Origin of the sequence: Candidatus Endowatersipora endosymbiont of Watersipora subatra, from assembly GCF_964026585.1 — a bacterium.
GTDB lineage: Bacteria > Pseudomonadota > Alphaproteobacteria > Rhizobiales > Rhizobiaceae > Pseudahrensia.
The window spans coordinates 339,574-362,565 of the sequence record NZ_OZ032160.1 but is presented as its reverse complement, the minus strand read 5'-3'; the positions used below and the strand labels follow the sequence as shown (position 1 = coordinate 362,565).

The window sequence follows — 22,992 nt, the reverse complement described above, 5'->3', positions numbered from 1 at the left end:
ATGCAAGATCTGAAGCCTCATAATCATAGGATCAGCGGTTGCTCGTCATCCGCATCTTTGTTAACTACTATTCCAAGAGGGTTTTATGGCTGACTACAAGGAATACGAACGAGGCGCTACCCGCGCCAATATCCACACTGACATTGATGAGGGTCTTCGCTCATATATGCTCAGTATCTATAACTATATGGCAACTGCAATAGGCGTTACAGGTGTTGCTGCCTTTAGCATGGCAACCTGGTCAACCAATAATCCAACCGTTGCAAATGCCCTTTATAATAGCCCACTAAAATGGGTGATCATGCTCGCACCACTATGTTTCATAATGGTTATTTCCTTTGGCATTGATAAGTTATCGCGTCCAGCAGCGACAATGGCATTTTACGCTTTTTCAGCTGTCATGGGGATTTCAATGTCATGGATTTTTATGGTCTTTAACATCCCAAGCATTGTTCAGACCTTTTTTATCACGGCTGCATCTTTTGCATCTTTAAGCCTTTATGGATACACAACAGAGCGCAGCCTCTCCGGTATAGGCTCATTCCTAATAATGGGGTTATTGGGTTTAATAATCGCCTCATTAATCAACCTTTTAATGCCTTCTGGCGCATTAGGATTTGCTATTAATGTTATTGGTGTACTTATTTTTGCTGGTCTCACGGCCTATGATACACAGCGTCTCAAATACATGTATAACTCTATTGCTGGCAACAGCGAATTGATAGCTAAATCATCTATTTTGGGTGCACTGAGCCTTTATCTAAGCTTTGTAAACATGTTCATGTTTCTTCTTCAGTTGATAGGTAACCGTGATTAGTATTTCAAAAAATTCAGTGATCAAAGGGCGTTTAATGAACGCCCTTTAATTATTTTTCTGCATTGATTATCGGAATAATTGAATTCAACAAGCAAAGGAGAGAATTGATTTTCAACCAATTGTCTATCCCGAAAAATGTGAACTTATCGATCAAGATTTTTGAATCGCTGATAGGCAGTTTATGGCACTTTGCAAAATTATAGATGCAGCAATTTTATCTATCTTATGTGCTCTTTTTATTCGTGAAAGATTTCCCTCTAGCATTGCCTTATCAGCTGAAAGGCTCGATAAACGCTCATCCCAAAATAACGTCGGTAGATGGACGAAATTTTTGAGATTCCGTTCAAATGCATAGGTCGATTGAGTTCTTGGCCCTTCAGATCCATTCATATTAAGAGGCCATCCAAGAACTAAGCCTTGGATGTTTTCAGTTTCTATCAATCCTATTAGTTGTTGAACATCTTGACGAAATTTCCTTCTTTTAATTCGCAACAAGGGGGACGCAATTTTCCAGTTACTATCGCTAATTGCGATTCCAATACTCTTCCTTCCTAAATCAAGACCTAGCAATCGGCCACGTTCTTGAAGAGTAGCAGAAAAAAGTTCAACATTCAGAATATCAAAAACGGTCATCAACTATTATCAATGAATGAGATTAACGCGATTAGCTTGAGATCAAATATATCATTCGTCTCTATAAAATAGAAAGATGAAAACTGATGGCATAATCTTAATCAGATCTCACCACGATAACATTCCTTCCTAAATTATCTAAAGGTCATCGCATTATGATGATTAAGATCATCTACTATAAAAACATTGAAATTCTTTAATTTTTCCTATACTTATATAATAGCACTTAAATTTCGGAATCTTTGACATTGATCTAAAGAGTATTCCTCAATAAAAGAAATGTTCTTATCATATTTTGTTAATCATTGTTGATAATGCCGTTTTTATGACTATGGCTCTGTTATTGACGGATACCATCCCGTTTTAGGATTTCATTTTGGAGAAGAGTGATTCTGAACAGAATTCTCTGAAATGAAACAGTCCTCTTAGATCGATTCTCCGATAGCTTGAATAAGGTCTTTTACCTCATAGTTATGTAGAAGCCTGCGTCATCTTTAAGATTGTGCTATTATTAAGGAGCAAAAAAGTGGCAGCGAAAAGGTTAATTCAGCGTCAAGGTTTTAAAACCGGTGAGTTTATTGTTTATCCGGCTCACGGAGTAGGCCAAATTATCGATATTGAGTATCAAGAGATAGCCGGTTTTTCTCTTGAAGTGTTTCTAATTGATTTTGCAAAAGACAAAATGAAATTGCGCGTTCCTACTTCGAAAATTGAATCTGTTGGTATGCGTAAATTATCAGAAGCATCAATTGTTGAAGAATCCTTGAAGATTGTACAGGCACGCGCACGTATCAAGAGGGCGATGTGGAGTCGACGTGCTCAAGAATATGATACGAAGATTAATTCAGGAGATATCATTCAGATTGCTGAAGTTGTACGTGATTTGTTTCGATCAGAAAATCAGCCGGAGCAATCTTATTCTGAACGGCAGCTTTATGAATCTGCCCTAGAGAGGATGTCTCGTGAAGTAGCTGCTGTGCAGAAGATATCTGAACAGGAAGCAACCAACCTCATCGAATGTAATTTGTCTAAAGGATCTCCTCCCCGAGGCCCGGAAGATGAAGAAGATAACGGACGAAAGGAAGTGGCCGCTTAGAACTGAGCTGTATAACTCATCTTACTGGTAATGTGTCGCTTCAATACTATTGGTGTCTACTTTTTTTTCACGAGAGTTATTTAATCTTTCCATGGCAGTGCTTATATTTCAAGCCTGTCCCGCAAGGGCATGGTTGATTCCGTCCAACAGAGTGCCAATCTTTTGAATCATTCATTTTGTATTTTTCGGTCTCTTGTCTCTTTTTGTTTGTGATGATTGCTTTACGATATACATCTTTTATTGTCGTTTTTTGAAACATTTCAAGATTCATCATCTTGGATGTGACAATTCGACGAAGATCAGAAAGCAAGGAATTAAATAATTGAAACGCTTCAGACTTATATTCATTCAGGGGATCCCGTTGACCGTATCCTCTAAGCCCTATAACGAATCTCAGATGTTCAAGGTTTTCAAGATGCTCGCGCCATAAATCATCTAGTGTTTGTAACAATACTGACTTTTCTATATGAGCCAGAATTTCCTTGCCAACCATCTGATACCGTTTCTTATTAATCTCATTGGCAGCATTGATAATTCGTTCTAATATTCTCTGTTCGTCGATTCCGTCTTCATTTGCCCAGTCCTTTATAGGTAAATCCAGATTTAAATAATGCTGTACACTGTCTTTGAGTTTCTCAATAGACCACTGATCTGAATAACTTTTTTCAGGTACAGCAGAATTGATCAGTTCTTCAATAGTATCTTCACGCATATCCTTGATGTATTCTGAAAGATTATCTGAGCTCATTATATCAATACGCTGTTCAAAAATCACCTTTCGCTGCTCATTCATAACATCATCAAATTTCAACAAGTTTTTACGTGTATCAAGGTTATGTGTTTCAACCTTCTGTTGAGCCTTTTCTAATGCCTTGCTAATCCAAGGATGAGTAATTGCCTCATCCTCTTTTAAACCAAGCTTAATCAACATTGAATCCATGCGATGGGATCCAAAAATGCGCATCAAATCATCTTCTAAAGATAAGAAAAAAATTGAATTACCAGGATCACCCTGGCGTCCTGAACGACCCCGCAATTGATTATCAATCCGTCGACTTTCGTGGCGTTCTGTTGCAAGAACAAATAACCCCCCTGCTGATATTGCTTTTTCTTTGAGACTACTAACTTCTTCTGTTATCTTTCTTCTAAACTTTTCATCTCCTTTTTTTGACTGACTTTCTAATTCTCGTTCGATTCGCATATCGAGATTGCCGCCTAACTGAATATCAGTCCCACGACCTGCCATATTAGTTGCAATCGTTACAGCACCAGGAATACCAGCTTGACCAATAATATAAGCCTCTTGCTCATGATAAAGAGCATTCAGAACTTTTAGATTTTTAACACCAGCCGTTTCCATCAGATCCGAAAGGCGCTCGGATTTCTCAATCGATGTCGTTCCAACAAGGACCGGTTGCCCGCGTTCTTGACACTGTTTCACAATCTTGATTATAGCACGGTGCTTCTCTTTCGAAGTGATATATATTTGATCATCATTATCAATACGTGCTACTGGCTTATTGGTTGGAACTTCAACAACATTTAATTTATAAATATCAAAAAATTCATCTGATTCTGTCATAGCTGTACCGGTCATACCAGCAAGCTTATTATACATCCGGAAGTAGTTTTGGAAAGTTACTGATGCGAGTGTTTTATTCTCGGGTTGAATATTGACTTTTTCCTTGGCCTCTAGTGCTTGGTGTTGGCCATCTGAGTAGCGCCTTCCAGGCGTCATACGACCAGTAAATTCGTCAATAATAACGACTTCATTATTTCTTACGATATAATCTTTATCGCGTGCAAAGATTGTGTGTGCTTTTAAGGCGTTGTTAACGTGGTGAACAATTGCAATATTGTCTATGTCGTAAAGCGAGTTTTCATTTAACAGTCCAGCGTCTCCAAGCATCTTTTCAATCTTTTCGCTACCATCTTCGGTAAAAATCACAGAACGCTCTTTTTCATCAATTATGTAGTCTTCGCAATCCAACCTCGGTATAAACTGATCTATTGTAGTGTAAAGATCTGATTTATCATCAACTGGGCCAGAAATAATAAGCGGAGTCCTAGCTTCATCAATTAAAATGGAATCAACCTCATCGATAATTGCATAGTGATGACCCCTCTGTACCATTGATTCGATATCAAATTTCATGTTGTCGCGGAGATAATCAAAACCAAACTCATTGTTAGTTCCATAGGTTATATCACAGTTATAAGCTTTTTTTCGTTCATCATCATCTAATTCGTTGATAATGACACCAGTTGTCATTCCAAGAAAAGAATAGACCTTTTTCATCCATTCTGAATCTCGTTTAGCGAGATAATCGTTCACTGTCACAACATGAACCCCTTTTCCAGAAAGGGCATTTAGATAAACAGGTAGTGTAGCAACAAGAGTTTTTCCTTCCCCTGTCCTCATCTCAGAAATATTACCTTCATGAAGAATCATGCCACCTATAAGCTGAACATCAAAATGTCTCATACCAAGCGCTCGTTTAGACGCCTCACGAACAACTGCAAAAGCTGGAATGAGGAGGTCATCAACAGATTTTCCTAATTTGATATCGGTTCGGAATTGATCGGTTTTTGCTTTAAGTTCATCATCGGAAATTATCTCGATTTCAGCTTCTAAAGCATTGATTGAATGAAGATAAGGTTGATACTTTTTGATTTTTCGATCATTTCGTGATCGAAAAAATCTGCTTGTAATACGACGAAGAAGAGCCATGATGAAATATCACCTTGTTGGAGATTAGGAATGTTGTTATAGTAGGTTTCTTTGCCTAAAAATGGCCACAGAATTTCTTATTCATGGCGTAGACATATAAAAATTTTGAACAAGTCTTGATTATATAAAAATCATAGAATTTTACTGGTTATCAGTTATATTCTATTCTAGTATTCTTATCAAACTAACGGTTCACGGGGTTCAAACCAACGGTTTACAGTAAACGTCAAGTCTTTAAACGGATAAAAGGAAGATGAAACCTTGTCAACGAAAATAAAAAAATCAAAAAGAAGACTATAGTATTAAGATATAAAAGATCATGTCTTAATAATAAAATGTTTCAATCAAGCATTCATTATTAACTCTTAACAAATTTATTCTATAAAGTCATATGAAATCCTTATCAACTTCAATTCTTAGAATTTTTATGTTTACTATGGGCCTTAAGATAATCTTATTTTCACAGGTATGGGCCTCCCCTTCAACTCAAGAGGATAAATTAGTAGCAAAGGTTGGAGAGACTTATATAACACTGTCTCAGTTAGAACAAGCCACCCAGGATATGGAACAACAATTCTCTTTTTTTCCTGAAAAAGAAAGATTAGCACGTGTTCTAGACAGACTTATCGATATAAATGTTTTAGCTAAGCGAGCGGAAGAACAGAATTTATTAAACGATGAAACAATCAAGATAAAGATCGATTTTCTGAAAAAAAGAATATTGCATAATAGTTTCTTCAATCGGCATATTCAAACTATGGTCAATGATGAAGATATCAAAATAAGATATCAAAGAGAACGGCTCATGATAAAACCGAAACAAGAAATCAATGCTCGTCACATACTTGTCAAAACTAAAGATCAAGCTCGTGCGATCATCAAAGAATTAGAAGAAGGTAAGGATTTTTTTGAGCTAGCAAAGGCGAAGTCTATAGGATCAACCGGTTCTAAGGGTGGAGATCTCGGTTTTTTTGGTAAAGGTCATATGGTTCCTGAATTTGAAAGGGCCGCATTTTCATTAAAGCCAGGAGAATTTACAAAATCACCTGTGAAATCTCAGTTTGGATATCATATAATCAAAGTTGAGGAATTAAGGGATGTGGCTCCACCAACTTTTGAGGAGTCCAAAGACAAATTGCGTCAATTGCTTTTAGCGGAAGCTTATAAGAAAATTGTTAGAGAATCTCGAGAGGCTTACAAGGTTCAAGTTCTTGATGAAACCCTCAAACTTTTGACTTTCAATCAAGGTTAACTGAGTCATTTGAATTACTGCTATTCATTATGAACCGCTCACCCTCCCCTCTTGCCCCTGTATCTTATCCTGTGCTTCCACCTATTAAAGGCGTGAGAATTGCGACGATGGAAGCGGGAATTAAATATTCAGGCCGTCATGATCTGATGTTGATGGTCTTTGATAAACCAGCTAATGTAGCAGGTGTCTTTACGAAATCCCGTTGTCCATCAGCCCCAGTGACTTGGTGTCGATTTCACTTAGCGGGGAGTATCAACCCAAAGGCTAAAGCATTAGTTATTAATTCTGGTAATGCCAATGCTTTTACAGGAAGGAAAGGCAACGAGTCCGTTTTATCAACCGCATCTGCTGCCGCAGAAGTCTGTAATTGCTCTCCGTCTGAGGTTTATTTAGCATCAACTGGAGTGATTGGCGAACCTCTAGATACTTCTAGTTTTCCTGAATATTTAAAAATTCTAGAAAAACAGGCTATTGAAGACAACTGGTATAGTGCATCTAAAACGATCATGACAACGGATACCTATCCAAAGCTCGCGTCTATTTTCTTTGATATTGATCATATACCTGTTTATATAAACGGAATTGCTAAAGGGTCTGGCATGATTGAGCCAAATATGGCGACTATGCTTGCTTTTATAGTAACTGATCTTCCTGTTACCTCTAGCGTTTTGCAAAAATTACTTCAAGACCTAACACATAAAACTTTTAATGCAGTGACTGTCGATGGCGATACTTCTACGAGCGATACCTTGATGCTCTTTTCGATCGAAAAAAGAAATCATTCTTGTATTAAAGATTTATCAGATTCTCGCCTTTCTATTTTTCAAATGATGCTTCATTCTGTTTTACATGATCTCGCAATGCAAATTGTGCGAGATGGCGAGGGAGCAACCAAGCATGTTGAAGTTCATGTAAGGGGAGCCAAAAGTAGTTTATCCGCTAAGAAAATTGCAAAAACGATTGCCAATTCACCGCTGGTCAAGACAGCAATTGCTGGAGAGGATGCCAATTGGGGGCGCGTTGTTATGGCTGTCGGAAAGTCTGGCGAGTTCGTTGAGCGTGATCGCCTTAATATTTGGTTTGGTGATATACAAGTGACTCTTAATGGGGCACGTCATCCAGACTATAGTGAAGAGGCTGCTGGTACAGTTATGAAGGAAGAGTATATTAGGCTCACGGTTGATTTAGGGATTGGCAATGGAAAGTCCACGGTCTGGACATGTGATTTCACACAAGAATATATTCAGATTAACAGCAATTACCGTAGCTAGTGATTGGACTCTTTATCGATGTTTCATGATTCAGTTTTTATGAAGACGTTTACCAAATTTTATCCGGTAAGTTGGTTCATACATAGTAACCAGCTCCTCTCCAGCGGTTGGATGAACTGCCATTGTTCGGTCTAAATGAGACTTGGTCACTCCCATTTTCATAGAGATAGCAAGCATTTGTACTATTTCACCAGCATTAGGTCCAAGAATATGAGCTCCCACGATCTTATCTGAATCACCATCAACAATAAGTTTCATGAGCATTTTGCTATCACGTCCACTGAGGGTACTTTTCATCGTTCGAAAGCACGTTTTAAATACATTGACACTATCAAAATTCTTTGCTGCTTCCATTTCAGTCAACCCAATTGTTCCTATTTCTGGATGAGAAAAAACAACTCTTGCAATCATGTCATAATCAGGTTTCTGAGGAGAATTCATATATTCTGTGGCAATAAAACACATAGCTTCATGTATAGCAACCGAAGTTAGCGGTACACGGTTAGTCACATCACCCAAAGCCCATATATTTCGAATATTCGTTCTAGAATATTCGTTGACCTGAATATAGCCCTGATTATCCGTTTTAACCCCTACTCCTTCAAGACCTAAACTATCAGTATTAGGAATACGACCAATTGCCATCATTACTACATCAGCTTGAATAATATCCCCACCTGAAAGATGGACCCTCCAGGGACCGGTACTCTGAAAAGAAGAATGACAACTTTCGATCCGAGTCAAAGACTGTTCGGTTATAACCTTGATTCCTCGCTTTTCATATTCTTTTTGTAGTGTGAACCGCAAATCATCGTCGAATCCGCGTAAAATGGTGATCCCGTGATAAAGAATAGTTGTATCTACACCCAATCCCTTGAATATTGAAGCCAGTTCAATCGCAATATATCCGGCACCATTAATAATAATGGTTTTTGGTAACTTTTCTAAATCAAAAACTTCATCTGAGGTAATAGCATATTCATACCCTACTAAGTCTTTATTACAATTTGGCTTTCCTCCGACGGCGATAACTATACGCTCAGCAGTGACTATTTGATCAAGTGATTGAATCCAGATTTCATGTGGACCTTTCAGCTCAGCACGAGAATCAAACACTTCAACTCCACTAGATTGGAGTCCTTCTCTATACAATCTTTCGAGTCGTGTAATCTCATGTTCTTTATTCATAACAAGTTTAGACCAGTCAAAGGACCAATTACTCAGTTTCCATCCAAAACCCTCGGAATCTTGGAAAGATTCAGAAAATCTCGCAGCATATAAATAAAGTTTTTTAGGAACGCAGCCACGGATAACACAAGTTCCACCATATCGATGTTCTTCTGCAATACCGACACGTTGTCCCAAATGAGATGTTTTACGGGCGGCCCTAACTCCACCAGAACCGCCGCCAATTACGAAGAGATCATAATCATAGTTCAAAACTAGTATCCCTCCATTCTATTATCATGATCACGCATACGGTTTCGGACATTTGTAATCAGATCCTGCTGAACTCCTGAAGCCCAAATTTTGCTAGCTTTTTTTAATCTGCTGATAATAATTGGCGTTTTTCTAAGATACTTTTGTCCAATTCCTGAAGAAAAAAAAGCGTTAATCAACTCTAATTCTTCAATCGTAAAGGAACTCGCGAAGATCCGAGCCGCTTCCTGTTCAAGATTACCGCGCCGAACCGCGATCTCAATCGTCTCTTCATCAACGATGTTCGAAATTTTATCAGCTTTATCAGGATAATTTGCTGTCAGTTCATTCTTCAAAATAAATGAAGCTTGCGGGAGAATATTATCAAATCCGCGCGTTGCTTGAGTTAAAGACAAAGTTTGCCTAGCAGAAGAAAGATGCTCAGGAAAAGGGGGTTGAGCGACTGCAATCCCTCCAATGAAATAGGATACAAGAATTGTTATAATTATCGTAATTGGCTCAATTACTAAAATCATTAATTTCTATCTCCATTAGTTAACAATGATCGTAAAGCAACAAGATTAACTTGTATACTTTCTGTCCTTCTATAAACTTGAATTCGGTTTAATGATATCTATCCCACTATTTGTGGCGACAATAGCCCTACTCGCTATTCCGATGAACAGTCCATGCTCCACAACACCCGGTATTTGAGGTAATTGTTCAGTCAATGTCTTGAAATCAGAGATATTAGAAAATGATACATCAATAATATTATGTCCACTATCTGTAATAAAAACAGTAGAATCAGAATTTTTTCTTAATGTATATTTTGCTGATAACCCTAAACAATCAGCTAACTTCTTTATCGCTATCTGGGTTGCCTTTAATCCAAATAGATTTACCTCTATTGGTAAAGGAAATCGACCGAGTTTATCAACCATTTTTGTCTCATCTGCAATCACAATCATTGTACGGGAAGCATAGGCAACAATTTTCTCACGTAAAAGAGCGCCCCCTCCCCCTTTTATTAAATTGAGTGCTGGATCAATTTCATCTGCACCGTCAATCGTCACATCTAGTTCAGGAATTTTATCAAGATCTGTTATCGGAATATTTAATACTTGACATAGTTTTTGGGTTCTTAAAGAGGTTGGAACGCCAATAATTTGGAATCCTTTGGCTATTTTTTTATTCAGAACATGAATAAAAGCTTCTGCAGTCGATCCAGAACCAATACCAACTCGCATTCCAGATTCTATAAATCTAAGAGCAGCTTCGCCCGCGCGTATTTTTTTTGTATCAAACATCAAATGCTCATGGAAATACTGTAACGATTCATCTCCCTTGATCCCTTGATCATAGTCTTCAAGTAACTATTGTTATTAGTGATTATTTATTCAATGTTGATAGAGACGGATCAGCGTAATTAGAATTAGAATTAGTATTAGCAATTATCTTCCTTGATTGTTTTTAGCGAAGATAGAATCATTTCTTATATGCTCCTTTACCATGCGAAGTGTTTTTATCGAGAAACGAGAATTTACTCCTATTTCAGAAATCACTTTATTTTCTCTCCTTTCATGTTGAAGTAGATATTCTAGAAAACTTTAATTTTGACTTTAGAGAGATGTGCGTGAACAATTACCTAATGATCTTGAATAAAAGAGAAAAGTATGATGATTGGAAATGTAGAATCTTAAGTTAAACTAATATGGAAGAGGTTTCCAGTTCCATGAGAGTTAATGGTAATGAAATTAAAACCGGAAACGTCGTTGATCACAAAAACCGTCTTTGGGTTGTTATGAAGACCAATGCAGTAAAACCAGGTAAAGGCGGTGCTTTCAATCAAGTTGAATTAAAAAACTTGATTGATGGTACCAAATTAAATGAACGCTTCCGCGCATCAGAGACCGTTAAGAAGATTAGACTTGAGCAAACTGATTTCCAGTATCTGTACGAAAAAGAAAATGTATTTGTGTTTATGGATCTTCAAACCTATGAACATTTGGAATTAAAACAAGAATTCATTGGAGAACGTTCAGCTTTCTTACAAGATGGCATACAGGTGACCGTTGAGTTTTATGAAAAAAAACCAATAGGTATGAGGTTTCCGGATTATGTAACCCTTAGAGTTATTGAAACCGAACCGGTGATCAAAGGACAAACAATCTCTTCATCCTATAAACCTGCAGTCATAGATAATGGGTTTAAAATTATGGTGCCTCCCTTTGTCCAGGTCGGAGAGAAGATTGTTGTAGATATTAACAATATTACCTATATTCGTCGCACAGAAGGTTGATCTGGAGATTACGATATGGCCCGCTCGGCCTTAATAAATGTCATGGTACAGGCAGCTTCAAAAGCTGGTCGTTCCCTTATTCATGATTTTAATGAAGTCGAAAATCTTCAGATTTCTGTAAAAGGTCCTAGTTTTTTTGCCTTACAAGCTGATCTGAAAGCTGCTAAAATCCTCCGTAATGTGTTAAACAAGGCACGTCCAGACTATTCCTTTTTAATGGAAAAAAACAAATCAACGACTCAGTCCAATGACCGTTGGATCGTAGATCCACTAAATGGGACGATGAATTTTCTCCATTCTGTACCCCTTTTTTCAGTATCAATTGCTCTAGAACGTCAAGGCCAATTGATAGCCGGAGTCATCTACAATCCGATTACGGAAGAACTATTTACAGCTGAAAAGGGAACTGGTGCATATATGAATGACCGTCGAATACGTGTTGGTGCGCGTAATAATTTAGATACGAGTCTGATTGTGATTGATATCCCTAATCACCCTTCCACTTCTTTAAGCCAGCAAAAAGTATTAATGGCACAAGTTTCCGGTATACGTGCAACAGGTTCATCAACTCTTAATTTAGCATGGCTTGCTGCAGGGCGCTTCGATGGATATTGGGAAAATAACTTGAATGCTTGGGAGATTGCTGCCGGGATGCTAATGGTTCGCGAAGCTGGAGGATTCGTGACTGCACCAACTTCCAATGAATCAATTTATAAGTCAGGAAGATTAGTTGCAGGAAACGAATATATCCATGCACAACTAGTTAATATCGTCAATAAAGGTTGAGATGATATCAGCCCCCTCTAAAGGAATACAATGATCTTCATACTTGATTGAAGTGGTGTCGTTTTTAAGTTTCTTAAACTGGCTCTCCTGGGGAAGAGGGCGAGGTACAATGAACAACAATCAGATTTGTCAACCCCTTCACTTCAGGAACTAAGGCTTCCTATCAGAAAAGCATTATGGATTCTGCTTAAAGTAGATTTGATGTCAAAAAAGATCAAAATCATAATTAACATTATGGCTTATTCTAGTTATCTATACAGTTAGCTCTCAAATAGACTATACTAATTTCCTCAAGATAATAATATTGACCATGGATCTTAAAAGAAGTTTTCAATATACAATAAGAGCAAATACATATGTTGTTCCTCATCTCAAAGTTGGACTCTACATCGTTTCAACGCCTATTGGTAATATGGATGATATCAGTTTAAGAGCACTAGAAACATTGGCAGGGTCTACTGTTATTGCCTGCGAAGATACCCGTACCAGTGGAATCTTACTGAATTATTATGGAATAAACCGACCCAAAATATCATATAATGAACACAATGCTCATATCCGTGGTCCTCATCTTATTCGTCATATCCTTGAAGGTCATTCGGTAGCCCTAATTAGTGATGCTGGAACACCGCTTATCAGCGATCCTGGAAATCGACTAGTGAATGAAGCAATCAGTGCTAACCTGAAGGTGATTCCGATTCCTGGCGCGGCCTCACCGATAGCGGCCTTAATTGCTAGTGGCCTAGAAAACCGATCGTTTCGTTTTCTTGGATTTCTACCTAATAAAAAATCAAAGATGATGATCAAGTTAACAAGTCTAGTCAATGAACCGGATACACTGATCTTTTTTGAAAGCCCCAAAAGACTTGTAAAAACATTAGAAAGGCTTTCTCAAATCATGGGGGGACGACGCACAGCAGTTGTAGCTCGTGAATTGACAAAGGTGCATGAAACCTTCCATCGGGGATCACTTTCAAAATTGATTCAAGAATTTGACGATATGGAAAGGATTCGAGGCGAAATTATAATCCTCGTTGAGGGTTATAAAAGACTCATGACCAAAGAAAGCAATGATAAAAAAAACATAGACATCGAGTCTTTGATAAGAGAGTCCTTAAAAATAATGAAACCAAGCCAAGCTGCTAGTGACATTGCTCGAAAAACTGGACTGAACCGATCAGAACTCTACGCTATAGCGATGACTGTAAAAACGGTTAAGTGAGGTTTTCAGGTTTATAGTAAAGGATCTTGAATCTCTAAACATACTAGTCATAGATCATAGATGATCATACGTGCACAATCCATAAGCTTTTATAATATACAATGCTGAATTCTCAAATTTCATACCGATTGCCTGGATCTAGAATATTGGATCAGGTGATAAGTACAATCCTAACCGAGAGGCCCATGCCCAGCAAAAAAAGCCATTTGACTCATCGTATCCAAATTCATCTTCAGAACGTGCTCTTGAAAGACAATTTTTTCTTTTATTGTTTAACATTTCAACAATCTAGGATTATGCTGTTGATTGTGACATCTTTTCCTTCTGTCTTTCTGTCTTGAGACTCGAAATAGTTGTGAACTCCTTTTTCTAGAAAAATGGGGATCACCTTTTGGATTACTTCAGACAATAAATGAAATTTGACAGAGTGATATTGTAAGCGACTCTAGAAGGAAGTGAATATCAATAAGTAATACAATTCATTAATCTGTTGTTGTAACGTGAGCATATATCTTCCCATCGCTGAAAGATCAGTTAACATATTTGTACTCTTGGAGATGGGAGCAATTGTTGGGTTTCTCTCAGGTCTATTTGGTATTGGCGGTGGATTTTTGATGACTCCCCTGCTTATTTTTTATCAAATTCCGCCCGCGGTCGCCGTCGCTACTGAATCTAATCAGATTATTGCCTCTTCTTTTTCTGGTGCCCTTGTGCATTATCGGCGTGGTTTGGTCGATGTGAAACTAGGTTTTATTCTGTTTGTTGGAGGTATTATTGGCTCAGCGTTTGGTGTGATGATCTTCTCATCACTGCGATCTGCTGGGCAATTAGATTTAATAATCTCGATGTTGTACTTTTTATTTCTTGGCACGATTGGCAGTTTAATGACTGTTGAAAGTTTCAATGCTATACGTAAACACGACAAAGATAATGATATTCCTAACTCAAGATTTCTCGAAAAAAGTCAGATTAGTACTCTTCCCTTGAAAATTCATTTTCAGCGATCACAGCTATCTCTAAGTCTAATACCAATTTTGATTTTAGGAATTTTCGTCGGGATTTTAGCTTCTATCATGGGAGTGGGAGGTGGATTTATTATGGTTCCTGCGATGATATACTTATTGCGGATTCCGACCAATGTTGTGATTGGAACATCTTTACTTCAAATCATGTTTGTTACAATGTTTACGACAATTGCTCAATCAGGAATGAATCAGACTGTAGATATCGTTTTATCATTCTTCTTGATGGTTGGTGGTGTTTTTGGTGCTCAGCTTGGCGCTCAGATAGGGCAAAACCTGAAGGGTGAGCACTTGCGTGCCCTATTGGGCATAATTATCTTGATCGTTTGTGTCCGATTTGGTTGGGATTTTGTTGCTAAACCTGTTGAATTATTCTCGATTGGATTAGTAGGCACTCATTGATGTTGCAGTTAATATCAATAATGCTTATATCTTTTATTGTACAACAAAATGCTCATGCTATTGAAGATGTTCAAATTGGTCTTTCGAGCGAATCAATATCTATTACATCGAGTTTTTCAGGTACCACAATTTCCGTTTTTGGATTAATTGAAAATGGTAATTTGTATTTACTCAACAACAAAGGCTACGATGTCATTGTGGCTTTGGTTGGTCCGATTGAAACAATCGTAGTCCGACGAAAACAAAAAAAAGGTGGTATTTGGATTAATGGAGATTCTCAAATATTTACCCAAGTTCCTGCCTCTTATTCAGTCGCAACAACAAGACCGTTGGAACTAGCTATTAGTGCTGAGGAAATGAAAAGTTTGCAGATAGGATTTAAAAAACTGAGTTTTCAGAAAGAAAAAAATCATGAATCTAAGGAAAATGTACTTGAATTTAAGGAATCTCTTATAAGGTTGAAGGCACGTCAAAATCTTTATCTAGAGAATATTGGTAGCGTGGACTTTTTAAGTCCTAGTTTTTTTCGAGCAAAACTCATCCTTCCTAAAACTGTTCCTATGGGCTTTCATCGAGCGAAAGCCTATCTTTTTCGGAACGGTGAATTGGTAACAAGTCGTTCAACATTTTTGCATGTAAAAAAAATAGGGTTCGAACAAGTTATTTACGATTTAGCTCATCAAAACAGCTGGCTTTATGGAATATTGTGCATTGGTGTCGCGATAACAACAGGTTGGTTGGCGAGCATAGTTTTTCGTAAAGATTGATATTAAAGACCATTTAAAATAAAATCGTGGTTTTTTTGAACGCTATTTTACTGATATATAAGATCATTTATCAAGGATAGTGATCCATAATGCTATAGACTAAAATTAAAATGAAATCGAAAAATTCAAGAGAAGATAGAATAGAGTTGAAGACTTGAAATGACATGATCGAGTTTAACAATGTTAGTCTGCGCTACAACTTAGAGGAAGAAATACTTGCAGACCTCAATTTTAAAATTAAGCCAGGCTCCTTTCAATTTTTAATTGGGCCATCTGGAGCAGGTAAAACAAGCTTGTTACGCTTAATTTTTCTTTCTCTACCTCTAACCCGTGGCACAATAACTGTGTTTGGAAAGGATTCTACATCCCTTAACCCAAAGGAGTTATCCTATTTTAGGCGTCGTATGGGTGTTGTTTTTCAAGATTTTTACCTTTTGCCGCATCTTACATTATATGAAAATGCAGGGCTCCCCCTACGAGTTCGCGGATATAAGGAAATGAGTTATCGCGATAATCTCATCGATTTGCTGAAATGGATTGGTCTGTCAGAACGCATTGATTCTTATCCTAAAATCTTATCTGGTGATGAACATCAAAGAGCTATCATTGCCCGTGCGCTGATCCACCAACCAGAAATACTTCTTTTAGATGAACTAAAGAGAAGTCTTGATCCTTCATTTAACAGACGTTTGTTACATTTATTTACTGAGCTCAATCGGAGAGGAACATCAATTGTTATTGCAACTCATGATTGGGATCTCATGGATCAATATAGAGAATATAAAGCCAGATGCCTTATTCTCAATCAGAAACGTTTGTGTGTTTATGAATTAATTCAACACTTAAGTAAAATAAAATGAAGATATGTTGCTTCAAGAATACAAACTAAACCCAATTGTACCGAAGGAATCAATTGGCCATTTATTGCTCATGATCACAATTGCGATAATGACTTTTCTAGCAAGCTTAACTCTTACTGCTCTTATCTTCGTTAATGATAGTGCACAATCATGGAAATCAAGCATGACGAGGGAAATGACCATACAAATCAAACCGATAGATGGTGTTGATATGCATATGGCACTTAAACAAGCACAAGCAATTGCAACCAGTGTTCCAGGGATTCAATCAGCTAGAATCATTGAAGATAAAACATCAAAAAATTTACTGAAACGATGGTTAGGTGAAGATTTGAGTTTTGATAACGTTCCTATTCCTAGATTAATTGCACTGACTATATCAGAAAGTTCTATTCTGAATCTAAAAGAGATGAAGAAAAAGCTTATTTTAGATGTCCCAGGGGCTTCTTTGAAGAGTCACAAAGTATGGATCGATCGGTTGGATTCTACGAAAAAAATCACAGTGTTAACTGGATCCGTTATTTTTATATTAATATTTTTAGCAACAGTGTTAACGACAACATTTGCAACACAAGCATCTATGATTAGAAATCAAAAAGTCATTCAAGCCTTGTGTTTTGTTGGAGCAGAGCCTGCTTATGTTGCGAACCTCTTTCAGAGAAGATTTCTGTTCTTGGGGTTCAAAGGGGCAATATTGGGTTCGATTCTAGCTTCAATTCTTCCTATAACGCTCAATCTGTTCTTTTCTGATGTTGCTATTCAGATCTTCTATAATTTTTGGAATTTTGGGGACCTTTTCAATCTTGATTTAATAAGATGCATGAGCGAGTTGATGCTAATTGTTGTCATTGTTCTATTAACATCGATGACATCACGCCTCACTGTGATTAAGGATATAAATTTAAGACCAATCAAAAAGAATAGATATGGCCGTTAAAAGTTTTGAGGATCTGTTGAGAAAAACTGATACTTTTGATGATCAACTTGAAGGAGAGCTTAACCATAAAAGCAGAAGTTCGAGATTTGACCTATACTCCCCTAAGAATATTATTGTGCTCAAGCCTATAGGAGAGTTAAATAGGAGTTATTTTGTTCGATTAGTATTAGAGACATCATCGATTGCTATTTCTTCGTTCCCTTATTTTTAATATCGCTTGGTATCTTAACCTTGTCCTGCAAATGGTTTTTCAAACTCCGTACTATTTTTTTCTTAGCCATAAATCGGCCGTCAAGGTTTCTCGACGATGGGCAAATTCAGCACATTGGCTCCACAGGACTATCGTTGGGGCATATTTTGAGGTTCTAGAGATAGAAAACATACCGGATGGTAGCTGTATTATTGCCTCTAAACATCAATCAATCTGGGAATGTTATGCCCTTTATGCTCTTTTGCCAGATGCGGCCTTTGTTTTAAAATCGGACCTTATGAAGATTCCACTCTTTGGATGGTATGTTAAAAAGGTTCATCAAATACCAATCTATCGTAATAAGAAGTTATCATCATTAAGAACGATGATAACTCATGCTAAAGAAAAAATAGCGACTAATCGTCAAATTGTTATCTTTCCTGAAGGAACACGTAAATCACCTGGTGATGTTCCTCATTACCGTCATGGCATAACAAAATTGTATCTTGAGCTTGGCTGTCCGGTTGTTCCCGTCGCGCTTAATTCTGGGCTCTACTGGCCAAGACGGAAATTTCTCCGTCATCCAGGAATAATAAGGACCTGGTTTCTAAAACCTATAATGCCAGGCCTAACAGAAGAAGAATTTTTAGAAGAACTAGAAAAACGCATAGAAAATGCTTGTGATATTTTATACCTAAAGGCGTCTCAGGACGATCTGAATCCTCCGATTTCGGAGAAGGTACAGGAAAAAATTGATTCTGTTCAATAGAATGTTAAGGAACATGTTAATGAAAGATAAAAAGCATCTTGTGATGTCTCTTCAACACCCTTTAAGAAGACGCCAATTCGATCTGAAGGGATGAAGGGAAAGGGATGTACACTGATTAGCTTATCCCAGTGAAGTCGATTTTTGTTGGTTTGTGTTGTGAGGTTTTCAATCCTATGGTTCAGACTTCGGATGATAATCCTTAGATACTAGAGACCTTTTATTCTAGTTTAGTCAAATAAATTATCTTTTAAGATTGAAAAAGAACATTTGAGACATTCATGATCATGACTATAAGGTTCCATGCTTCCATATTAACTCTTTATCCAGAAATGTTTCCAGGAACTCTAGGTTATTCTCTTTCTGGTCGGGCACTAGCTAGTCGGGACTGGTCTTATGATGTTGTTTCAATTCGTAATTTTGCCTATGATCAACATAAAAGTGTTGACGATAAGCCAGCAGGTGGTGGAGCTGGAATGATATTGCGGGCGGATGTTTTAGCTCGGGCAATTGATTATGCATCGCCTCAAGATGATCCAAGACCCCGGTTGTTACTCAGTCCTCGGGGCAGAGTTCTTGATCAGAAATATGTAAAAAAATTGTCAAAAGGGATCGGTGTTACTCTTATTTGTGGACGCTTTGCAGGTATTGATCAAAGAGTGATAGAAGCACGTTCTGTTCAGGAAGTATCAATTGGTGATTATATATTGTCTGGTGGAGAAATTGCTGCACAGGTTTTGCTAGATGCGATTATTCGATTACTCCCTGGTGTCATGGGAAATCCACAATCTGTGAACTTCGAAAGTTTTGAGAACAATTTACTTGAGCATCCTCACTATACTAGACCACTCGAATGGGAAGGCTTACTGATTCCTGAGGTCTTAACTTCTGGCGATCATAAAAAAATTTCTGAATGGCGACAAGAAAAATCATTTGACCTTACTCAAAAAAAACGCCCTGATTTGATAAAATCAAAATCTAAGAGAAATCTCTAAACCTTTCTTCTTATCATCATTTTTTTTATTTCTACAATTGCTTTTGCAGGATTTAATCCTTTTGGGCAGGTTTGGGTGCAATTCATGATTGTGTGGCATCGATAGAGACGGAACGCATCTTCAAGTTCATCCAGTCTTTCATCTGTCCGTTCATCACGACTATCGATTAACCAGCGATAGGCCTGTAATAAAGTAGCTGGACCCCAATAGCGATTCCCGTTCCACCAATAGGAAGGGCAAGATGTAGAACAACAAGCGCACAGTATGCATTCATAAGAACCATCAAGTTTCGCTCTATTTTGGGGAGACTGTTTCCATTCCTTTTCAGGATTGGGTGTTACCGTTTTTAGATAAGGCTCGATCAAGCGATGCTGAGCATAGAAATTTGTCAAATCTGGCACTAGGTCTTTGATAACCTTCATATGAGGTAGAGGATAAACTTTAACTGAACTGGGAATATCAGAAATGCTTTTGATGCAAGCAAGTGTGTTCGTTCCGTCAATATTCATAGCACAAGAACCACAAACTCCTTCACGACACGAACGACGAAAGGTTAGAGTTGTATCAATATTAGATTTAATCCATATCAGTCCATCTAGCACCATTGGACCACACGTATCAGTCTGAACCCAATAACTATCGATACGCGGATTTTCATCATCATCAGGGGACCAACGGTAAACTTCAAACTTATGAGCAGAAGAAGATCTTGGATTCCATAGCTTACCCTCTTGAACACGGGAATGTTTCGGGAGAGTCAGCTCAACCATAATAAAAAATCCAGAATAATAACTTTAAAATATATTCTATACATCTTTTTTATAACTTTTCAAACTTAAAAGTAATAATATAATTGATATTCAATACCATGGAATAAGTTTTTTTAATCTTATACTTCTCTCTCAGATCAAGAGGAGAATATATCATACATAATCTGATATTCTTCTTCACTAATTCGTACAATCAATATATCTTGTGTACCTGTTAGGATGTAGACAAGGGCTAGGGCTATTATTATGACTGTACTAGATGCTTATGCAATTAGTTGACACTAAAATTAGGCTTAGTCATACTTTGATTCAGGAGACTTGGAGGAGTGTCCGAGTGGTTAAAGGAGACGGACTGTAAATCCGTTCGCTTAGCGTACGCTGGTTCGAATCCAGCCTCCTCCACCATATGACCGAAAGATTGACTTTGAAAGTATTGAGGAAGGATTATTTTTACCATACTATCATTAAGAATAGCGGGTGTAGCTCAATGGTAGAGCAGCAGCCTTCCAAGCTGAATATGTGAGTTCGATTCTCATCACCCGCTCCATTTGCGAAACTAAGATTTCATTATTCTCTTAGATTCATTTAAGGAATCATATTGTTCATTCTAAAGAATGAGCCCTTCATCTTAATAAAGAGGCATCACTGAATGTTCTTGGCTTTGAGGAGATCAGATTTCATAATTGTGAAACATTTAGAGTGACTCTTTTTGGTTTTTCTGATTGTCTTTCAACAACATTAACTTTTCTATCATTACCTTAATCTATGAAGGGATCTTCCTGTTTAGATCTTTAAACCAAGGACTAAGTTTTGTGAAAAAAATTGAATCGATTATTAAGCCCTTCAAGCTTGATGAAGTCAAAGAATCTCTTCAGGAAGTTGGCTTGCAAGGAATTACTGTTTTGGAAGCCAAAGGGTTTGGCCGCCAGAAAGGCCATACAGAACTGTATCGTGGAGCGGAATACATGATCGATTTTCTGCCTAAAGTAAAAATTGAAGTGGTTGTCAACGACGATCAAGTGGATATAGCTATTGAAGCAATTCAAAAAGCAGCTGCAACGGGTCGTATTGGTGATGGGAAAATCTTTGTATTAAACGTTGAACAAGCCATTCGGATCCGTACAGGAGAAACGGGTTCTGAAGCTGTTTAATGAGAAATAAACAGTTTTTGAAAACCATGAAGTTAAGAAAGGACAAAGATGCTGACTGCGAACGATATTTTGAAAAGGATCAAGGATAATGATATTAAATTTGTTGATCTGAGATTCACGGATCCATATGGCAAAATGCACCATGTTACGATGGATAGTAATGTAGTGAAGGAGGACCTATTCGCCGATGGTGTTATGTTTGACGGTTCGTCAATCGCTGGCTGGAAAGAGATAGATGATTCTGATATGAGCTTAATGCCAGATCCAAAAACTGTTTATAATGATCCATTCTATTCACATAGCACGATAGCTATTTTTTGTGATATTTTGGAACCCTTTTCTGGTGAAGGGTACAATCGTGATCCTCGTATGACAGCAAAGCGTGCTGAAGCTTACGTCAAAGCAGGGGGGTTTGGTGACACAGCCTACTTTGGTCCAGAACCAGAATTTTTTCTTTTTGATGATGTTCGCTTTTCAACGAAGCCTTACAATACAAGCTTTCATCTAGATGACATTGAACTGCCGATTAATATGGATTCAAAATATGAAGCTGGCAATATGGGTCATAGACCACGTGTCAAGGCTGGTTATTTTCCAGTTAATCCAGTTGATAGTGCTCAGGATATTCGTTCTGAAATGTTAACTGTGATGTCTTCTATGGGCATTGAAACTGAGAAACATCACCATGAAGTTGCCCCTGCTCAGCATGAACTTTCAATGATCTTTAATACATTAACGACTAAAGCTGATGAAGTACAGCTTTATAAGTATGCAGTTCATAATGTGGCAAAAGCTTATGGTAAATCAGCGACATTTATGCCTAAGCCAGTTTTTGGGGACAATGGTACGGGGATGCATGTGCATCAGTCAGTTTGGAAAGAGGGTAAACCTCTCTTTGCTGGTGATCAATATGCAGGCTTATCTGATTCTGCACTCTATTACATCGGTGGTATCATTAAGCATGCAAAATCTCTGAATGCATTCACTAATCCATCAACTAATTCTTATAAACGGTTGGTTCCAGGTTATGAAGCTCCTGTTCTTTTAGCCTATTCTGCCTGTAATCGCTCTGCTTCATGCCGTATTCCTTATTCTCCTTCATCTGAAGGGAAGCGGGTTGAAATCCGTTTCCCTGATCCTATGGCAAACCCGTATTTATCATTTTCTGCGATGTTAATGGCTGGCCTTGACGGTATAAAAAACAAGATCGATCCTGGTGAACCCATGGACAAAGATCTTTATGATCTTCCAAAACGTCAATTAGAAAATATACCAACTGTTTGTGAATCCTTACGTGAAGCGATTAATGCATTAAGAAATGATAATGATTTTCTGAAGCAAGGGGATGTGTTCAATGATGATCAGATCGACGCTTATCTGGAGCTGAAAGAAGAAGAGAATAGTCGTTACCAACAGATGCCGCATCCCATTGAGTTCGACATGTATTACTCATTGTAGCTAGCGGAAAAGTTTCTACCTGAGCTGATTTTTGCCAAGTCATCTTATGCACTGTTCTGATTCTTCCTAAGGAGGTGAACTGTGGTTAGTCTTCATCGTTATAACTTTTCTCTCTCACTCGTCGCGGATAAACAAAGACTTATCA

Annotated in this window: 21 protein-coding genes and 2 tRNA genes; 17 read left to right on the top strand and 6 right to left on the bottom strand. The window is 37.7% G+C overall.

All coding sequences use genetic code 11. From position 1 onward, the window contains the following. The first annotated feature begins 85 nt into the window (after positions 1-85). Positions 86-817: a Bax inhibitor-1/YccA family protein gene (locus tag AAGD37_RS01735; protein ID WP_341760552.1), complete on the top strand. Its 732-nt coding sequence runs from the start codon at positions 86-88 to the stop codon at positions 815-817. Between the two features lie 150 nt (positions 818-967). Here AAGD37_RS01735 and ruvX read toward each other — a convergent pair whose 3' ends face one another. Then, complete coding sequence (gene ruvX, locus AAGD37_RS01730) at positions 968-1,450, bottom strand: Holliday junction resolvase RuvX (protein ID WP_341760551.1); 483 nt, start codon at positions 1,448-1,450, stop codon at positions 968-970. Positions 1,451-1,976: 526 nt separating this feature from the next. On the opposite strand from ruvX, the gene AAGD37_RS01725 reads away from it, so the two are divergent. Beyond that, positions 1,977-2,546, top strand: coding sequence for a CarD family transcriptional regulator (locus tag AAGD37_RS01725; RefSeq protein WP_341760550.1), 570 nt, complete (start codon positions 1,977-1,979; stop codon positions 2,544-2,546). Positions 2,547-2,622: 76 nt separating this feature from the next. Here the strand turns inward: AAGD37_RS01725 and secA are convergent, their stop codons facing one another. Further along, on the bottom strand, positions 2,623-5,277 hold the full coding sequence (gene secA, locus AAGD37_RS01720; RefSeq protein ID WP_341760549.1) for a preprotein translocase subunit SecA: 2,655 nt from the start codon (positions 5,275-5,277) through the stop codon (positions 2,623-2,625). A 436-nt stretch (positions 5,278-5,713) separates the two neighbouring features. Between secA and AAGD37_RS01715 the strand changes: the two genes are divergently transcribed. Both AAGD37_RS01715 and argJ read left to right on the top strand, forming a co-directional pair. Next, on the top strand, positions 5,714-6,529 hold the full coding sequence (locus AAGD37_RS01715; protein WP_341760548.1) for a peptidylprolyl isomerase: 816 nt from the start codon (positions 5,714-5,716) through the stop codon (positions 6,527-6,529). A gap of 29 nt (positions 6,530-6,558) precedes the next feature. Further along, complete coding sequence (argJ, locus tag AAGD37_RS01710) at positions 6,559-7,800, top strand: bifunctional glutamate N-acetyltransferase/amino-acid acetyltransferase ArgJ (RefSeq protein ID WP_341760547.1); 1,242 nt, start codon at positions 6,559-6,561, stop codon at positions 7,798-7,800. A gap of 30 nt (positions 7,801-7,830) precedes the next feature. On the opposite strand, the gene gor is transcribed toward argJ, so the two are convergent. From gor to rpiA, 3 genes are all read right to left on the bottom strand, one after another. After that, positions 7,831-9,240 (bottom strand): glutathione-disulfide reductase, encoded by a 1,410-nt coding sequence (gene gor / locus AAGD37_RS01705; RefSeq protein WP_424945453.1) that lies wholly within the window; start codon positions 9,238-9,240, stop codon positions 7,831-7,833. A gap of 2 nt (positions 9,241-9,242) precedes the next feature. Next, positions 9,243-9,755, bottom strand: a complete 513-nt coding sequence (locus tag AAGD37_RS01700) for a DUF2059 domain-containing protein (protein ID WP_341760546.1) — start codon at positions 9,753-9,755, stop codon at positions 9,243-9,245. A gap of 69 nt (positions 9,756-9,824) precedes the next feature. Beyond that, a complete protein-coding gene (rpiA, locus tag AAGD37_RS01695) occupies positions 9,825-10,529 on the bottom strand; it encodes a ribose-5-phosphate isomerase RpiA (protein ID WP_341760545.1) in 705 nt (234 codons plus the stop codon). A 425-nt stretch (positions 10,530-10,954) separates the two neighbouring features. Between rpiA and efp the strand changes: the two genes are divergently transcribed. The 9 genes from efp (at position 10,955) to trmD (ending at position 19,468) form a co-directional block, all read left to right on the top strand. Then, positions 10,955-11,521, top strand: coding sequence for an elongation factor P (gene efp, locus AAGD37_RS01690; RefSeq protein WP_341760544.1), 567 nt, complete (start codon positions 10,955-10,957; stop codon positions 11,519-11,521). Between the two features lie 15 nt (positions 11,522-11,536). Continuing rightward, on the top strand, positions 11,537-12,307 hold the full coding sequence (locus AAGD37_RS01685) for an inositol monophosphatase family protein (RefSeq protein WP_341760543.1): 771 nt from the start codon (positions 11,537-11,539) through the stop codon (positions 12,305-12,307). A gap of 310 nt (positions 12,308-12,617) precedes the next feature. Then, positions 12,618-13,529, top strand: a complete 912-nt coding sequence (gene rsmI, locus AAGD37_RS01680; RefSeq protein WP_341760542.1) for a 16S rRNA (cytidine(1402)-2'-O)-methyltransferase — start codon at positions 12,618-12,620, stop codon at positions 13,527-13,529. A gap of 500 nt (positions 13,530-14,029) precedes the next feature. After that, positions 14,030-14,953, top strand: coding sequence for a sulfite exporter TauE/SafE family protein (locus AAGD37_RS01675; protein WP_341760541.1), 924 nt, complete (start codon positions 14,030-14,032; stop codon positions 14,951-14,953). Then, positions 14,953-15,720, top strand: a complete 768-nt coding sequence (locus tag AAGD37_RS01670; protein WP_341760540.1) for a TIGR02186 family protein — start codon at positions 14,953-14,955, stop codon at positions 15,718-15,720. The genes AAGD37_RS01675 and AAGD37_RS01670 overlap by 1 nt, the downstream gene beginning before the upstream one ends. Before the next feature lie 164 nt (positions 15,721-15,884). Continuing rightward, a complete protein-coding gene (locus AAGD37_RS01665) occupies positions 15,885-16,580 on the top strand; it encodes a cell division ATP-binding protein FtsE (RefSeq protein WP_341760539.1) in 696 nt (231 codons plus the stop codon). A gap of 4 nt (positions 16,581-16,584) precedes the next feature. Next, entirely contained in the window at positions 16,585-17,517 is a 933-nt protein-coding gene (locus tag AAGD37_RS01660; RefSeq protein WP_341760538.1) for an ABC transporter permease, read from the top strand. A 182-nt stretch (positions 17,518-17,699) separates the two neighbouring features. Next, entirely contained in the window at positions 17,700-18,476 is a 777-nt protein-coding gene (locus AAGD37_RS01655; RefSeq protein ID WP_341760537.1) for a lysophospholipid acyltransferase family protein, read from the top strand. A 290-nt stretch (positions 18,477-18,766) separates the two neighbouring features. Next, positions 18,767-19,468 (top strand): tRNA (guanosine(37)-N1)-methyltransferase TrmD, encoded by a 702-nt coding sequence (trmD, locus tag AAGD37_RS01650; protein ID WP_341760643.1) that lies wholly within the window; start codon positions 18,767-18,769, stop codon positions 19,466-19,468. On the opposite strand, the gene AAGD37_RS01645 is transcribed toward trmD, so the two are convergent. Beyond that, positions 19,465-20,238 (bottom strand): succinate dehydrogenase iron-sulfur subunit, encoded by a 774-nt coding sequence (locus AAGD37_RS01645; RefSeq protein WP_341760536.1) that lies wholly within the window; start codon positions 20,236-20,238, stop codon positions 19,465-19,467. The genes trmD and AAGD37_RS01645 overlap by 4 nt on opposite strands. 320 nt (positions 20,239-20,558) lie before the next feature. On the opposite strand from AAGD37_RS01645, the gene AAGD37_RS01640 reads away from it, so the two are divergent. The 4 genes from AAGD37_RS01640 (at position 20,559) to glnA (ending at position 22,847) form a co-directional block, all read left to right on the top strand. Beyond that, positions 20,559-20,643, top strand: a tRNA-Tyr gene (locus AAGD37_RS01640). A 68-nt stretch (positions 20,644-20,711) separates the two neighbouring features. Next, positions 20,712-20,785 (top strand) — tRNA-Gly (locus AAGD37_RS01635). A 265-nt stretch (positions 20,786-21,050) separates the two neighbouring features. After that, positions 21,051-21,389, top strand: coding sequence for a P-II family nitrogen regulator (locus tag AAGD37_RS01630; RefSeq protein WP_341760535.1), 339 nt, complete (start codon positions 21,051-21,053; stop codon positions 21,387-21,389). 48 nt (positions 21,390-21,437) lie between these two features. Further along, a complete protein-coding gene (gene glnA / locus AAGD37_RS01625; protein ID WP_341760534.1) occupies positions 21,438-22,847 on the top strand; it encodes a type I glutamate--ammonia ligase in 1,410 nt (469 codons plus the stop codon). Positions 22,848-22,992: the final 145 nt, after the last annotated feature.

Excerpts from the sequence above, each read along its gene's own strand:
- rsmI (WP_341760542.1), top strand. The coding sequence starts at position 12,618 with ATGGATCTTAAAAGAAGTTTTCAATATACAATAAGAGCAAATACATAT.
- secA (WP_341760549.1), bottom strand. The coding sequence starts at position 5,277 with ATGGCTCTTCTTCGTCGTATTACAAGCAGATTTTTTCGATCACGAAAT.
- AAGD37_RS01735 (WP_341760552.1), top strand. The coding sequence starts at position 86 with ATGGCTGACTACAAGGAATACGAACGAGGCGCTACCCGCGCCAATATC.
- AAGD37_RS01685 (WP_341760543.1), top strand. The coding sequence starts at position 11,537 with ATGGCCCGCTCGGCCTTAATAAATGTCATGGTACAGGCAGCTTCAAAA.
- AAGD37_RS01700 (WP_341760546.1), bottom strand. The coding sequence starts at position 9,755 with ATGATTTTAGTAATTGAGCCAATTACGATAATTATAACAATTCTTGTA.
- AAGD37_RS01670 (WP_341760540.1), top strand. The coding sequence starts at position 14,953 with ATGTTGCAGTTAATATCAATAATGCTTATATCTTTTATTGTACAACAA.
- ruvX (WP_341760551.1), bottom strand. The coding sequence starts at position 1,450 with ATGACCGTTTTTGATATTCTGAATGTTGAACTTTTTTCTGCTACTCTT.
- AAGD37_RS01715 (WP_341760548.1), top strand. The coding sequence starts at position 5,714 with ATGGGCCTTAAGATAATCTTATTTTCACAGGTATGGGCCTCCCCTTCA.
- AAGD37_RS01665 (WP_341760539.1), top strand. The coding sequence starts at position 15,885 with ATGATCGAGTTTAACAATGTTAGTCTGCGCTACAACTTAGAGGAAGAA.
- AAGD37_RS01645 (WP_341760536.1), bottom strand. The coding sequence starts at position 20,238 with ATGGTTGAGCTGACTCTCCCGAAACATTCCCGTGTTCAAGAGGGTAAG.
- argJ (WP_341760547.1), top strand. The coding sequence starts at position 6,559 with ATGAACCGCTCACCCTCCCCTCTTGCCCCTGTATCTTATCCTGTGCTT.
- efp (WP_341760544.1), top strand. The coding sequence starts at position 10,955 with ATGAGAGTTAATGGTAATGAAATTAAAACCGGAAACGTCGTTGATCAC.
- rpiA (WP_341760545.1), bottom strand. The coding sequence starts at position 10,529 with ATGTTTGATACAAAAAAAATACGCGCGGGCGAAGCTGCTCTTAGATTT.
- AAGD37_RS01660 (WP_341760538.1), top strand. The coding sequence starts at position 16,585 with ATGTTGCTTCAAGAATACAAACTAAACCCAATTGTACCGAAGGAATCA.
- glnA (WP_341760534.1), top strand. The coding sequence starts at position 21,438 with ATGCTGACTGCGAACGATATTTTGAAAAGGATCAAGGATAATGATATT.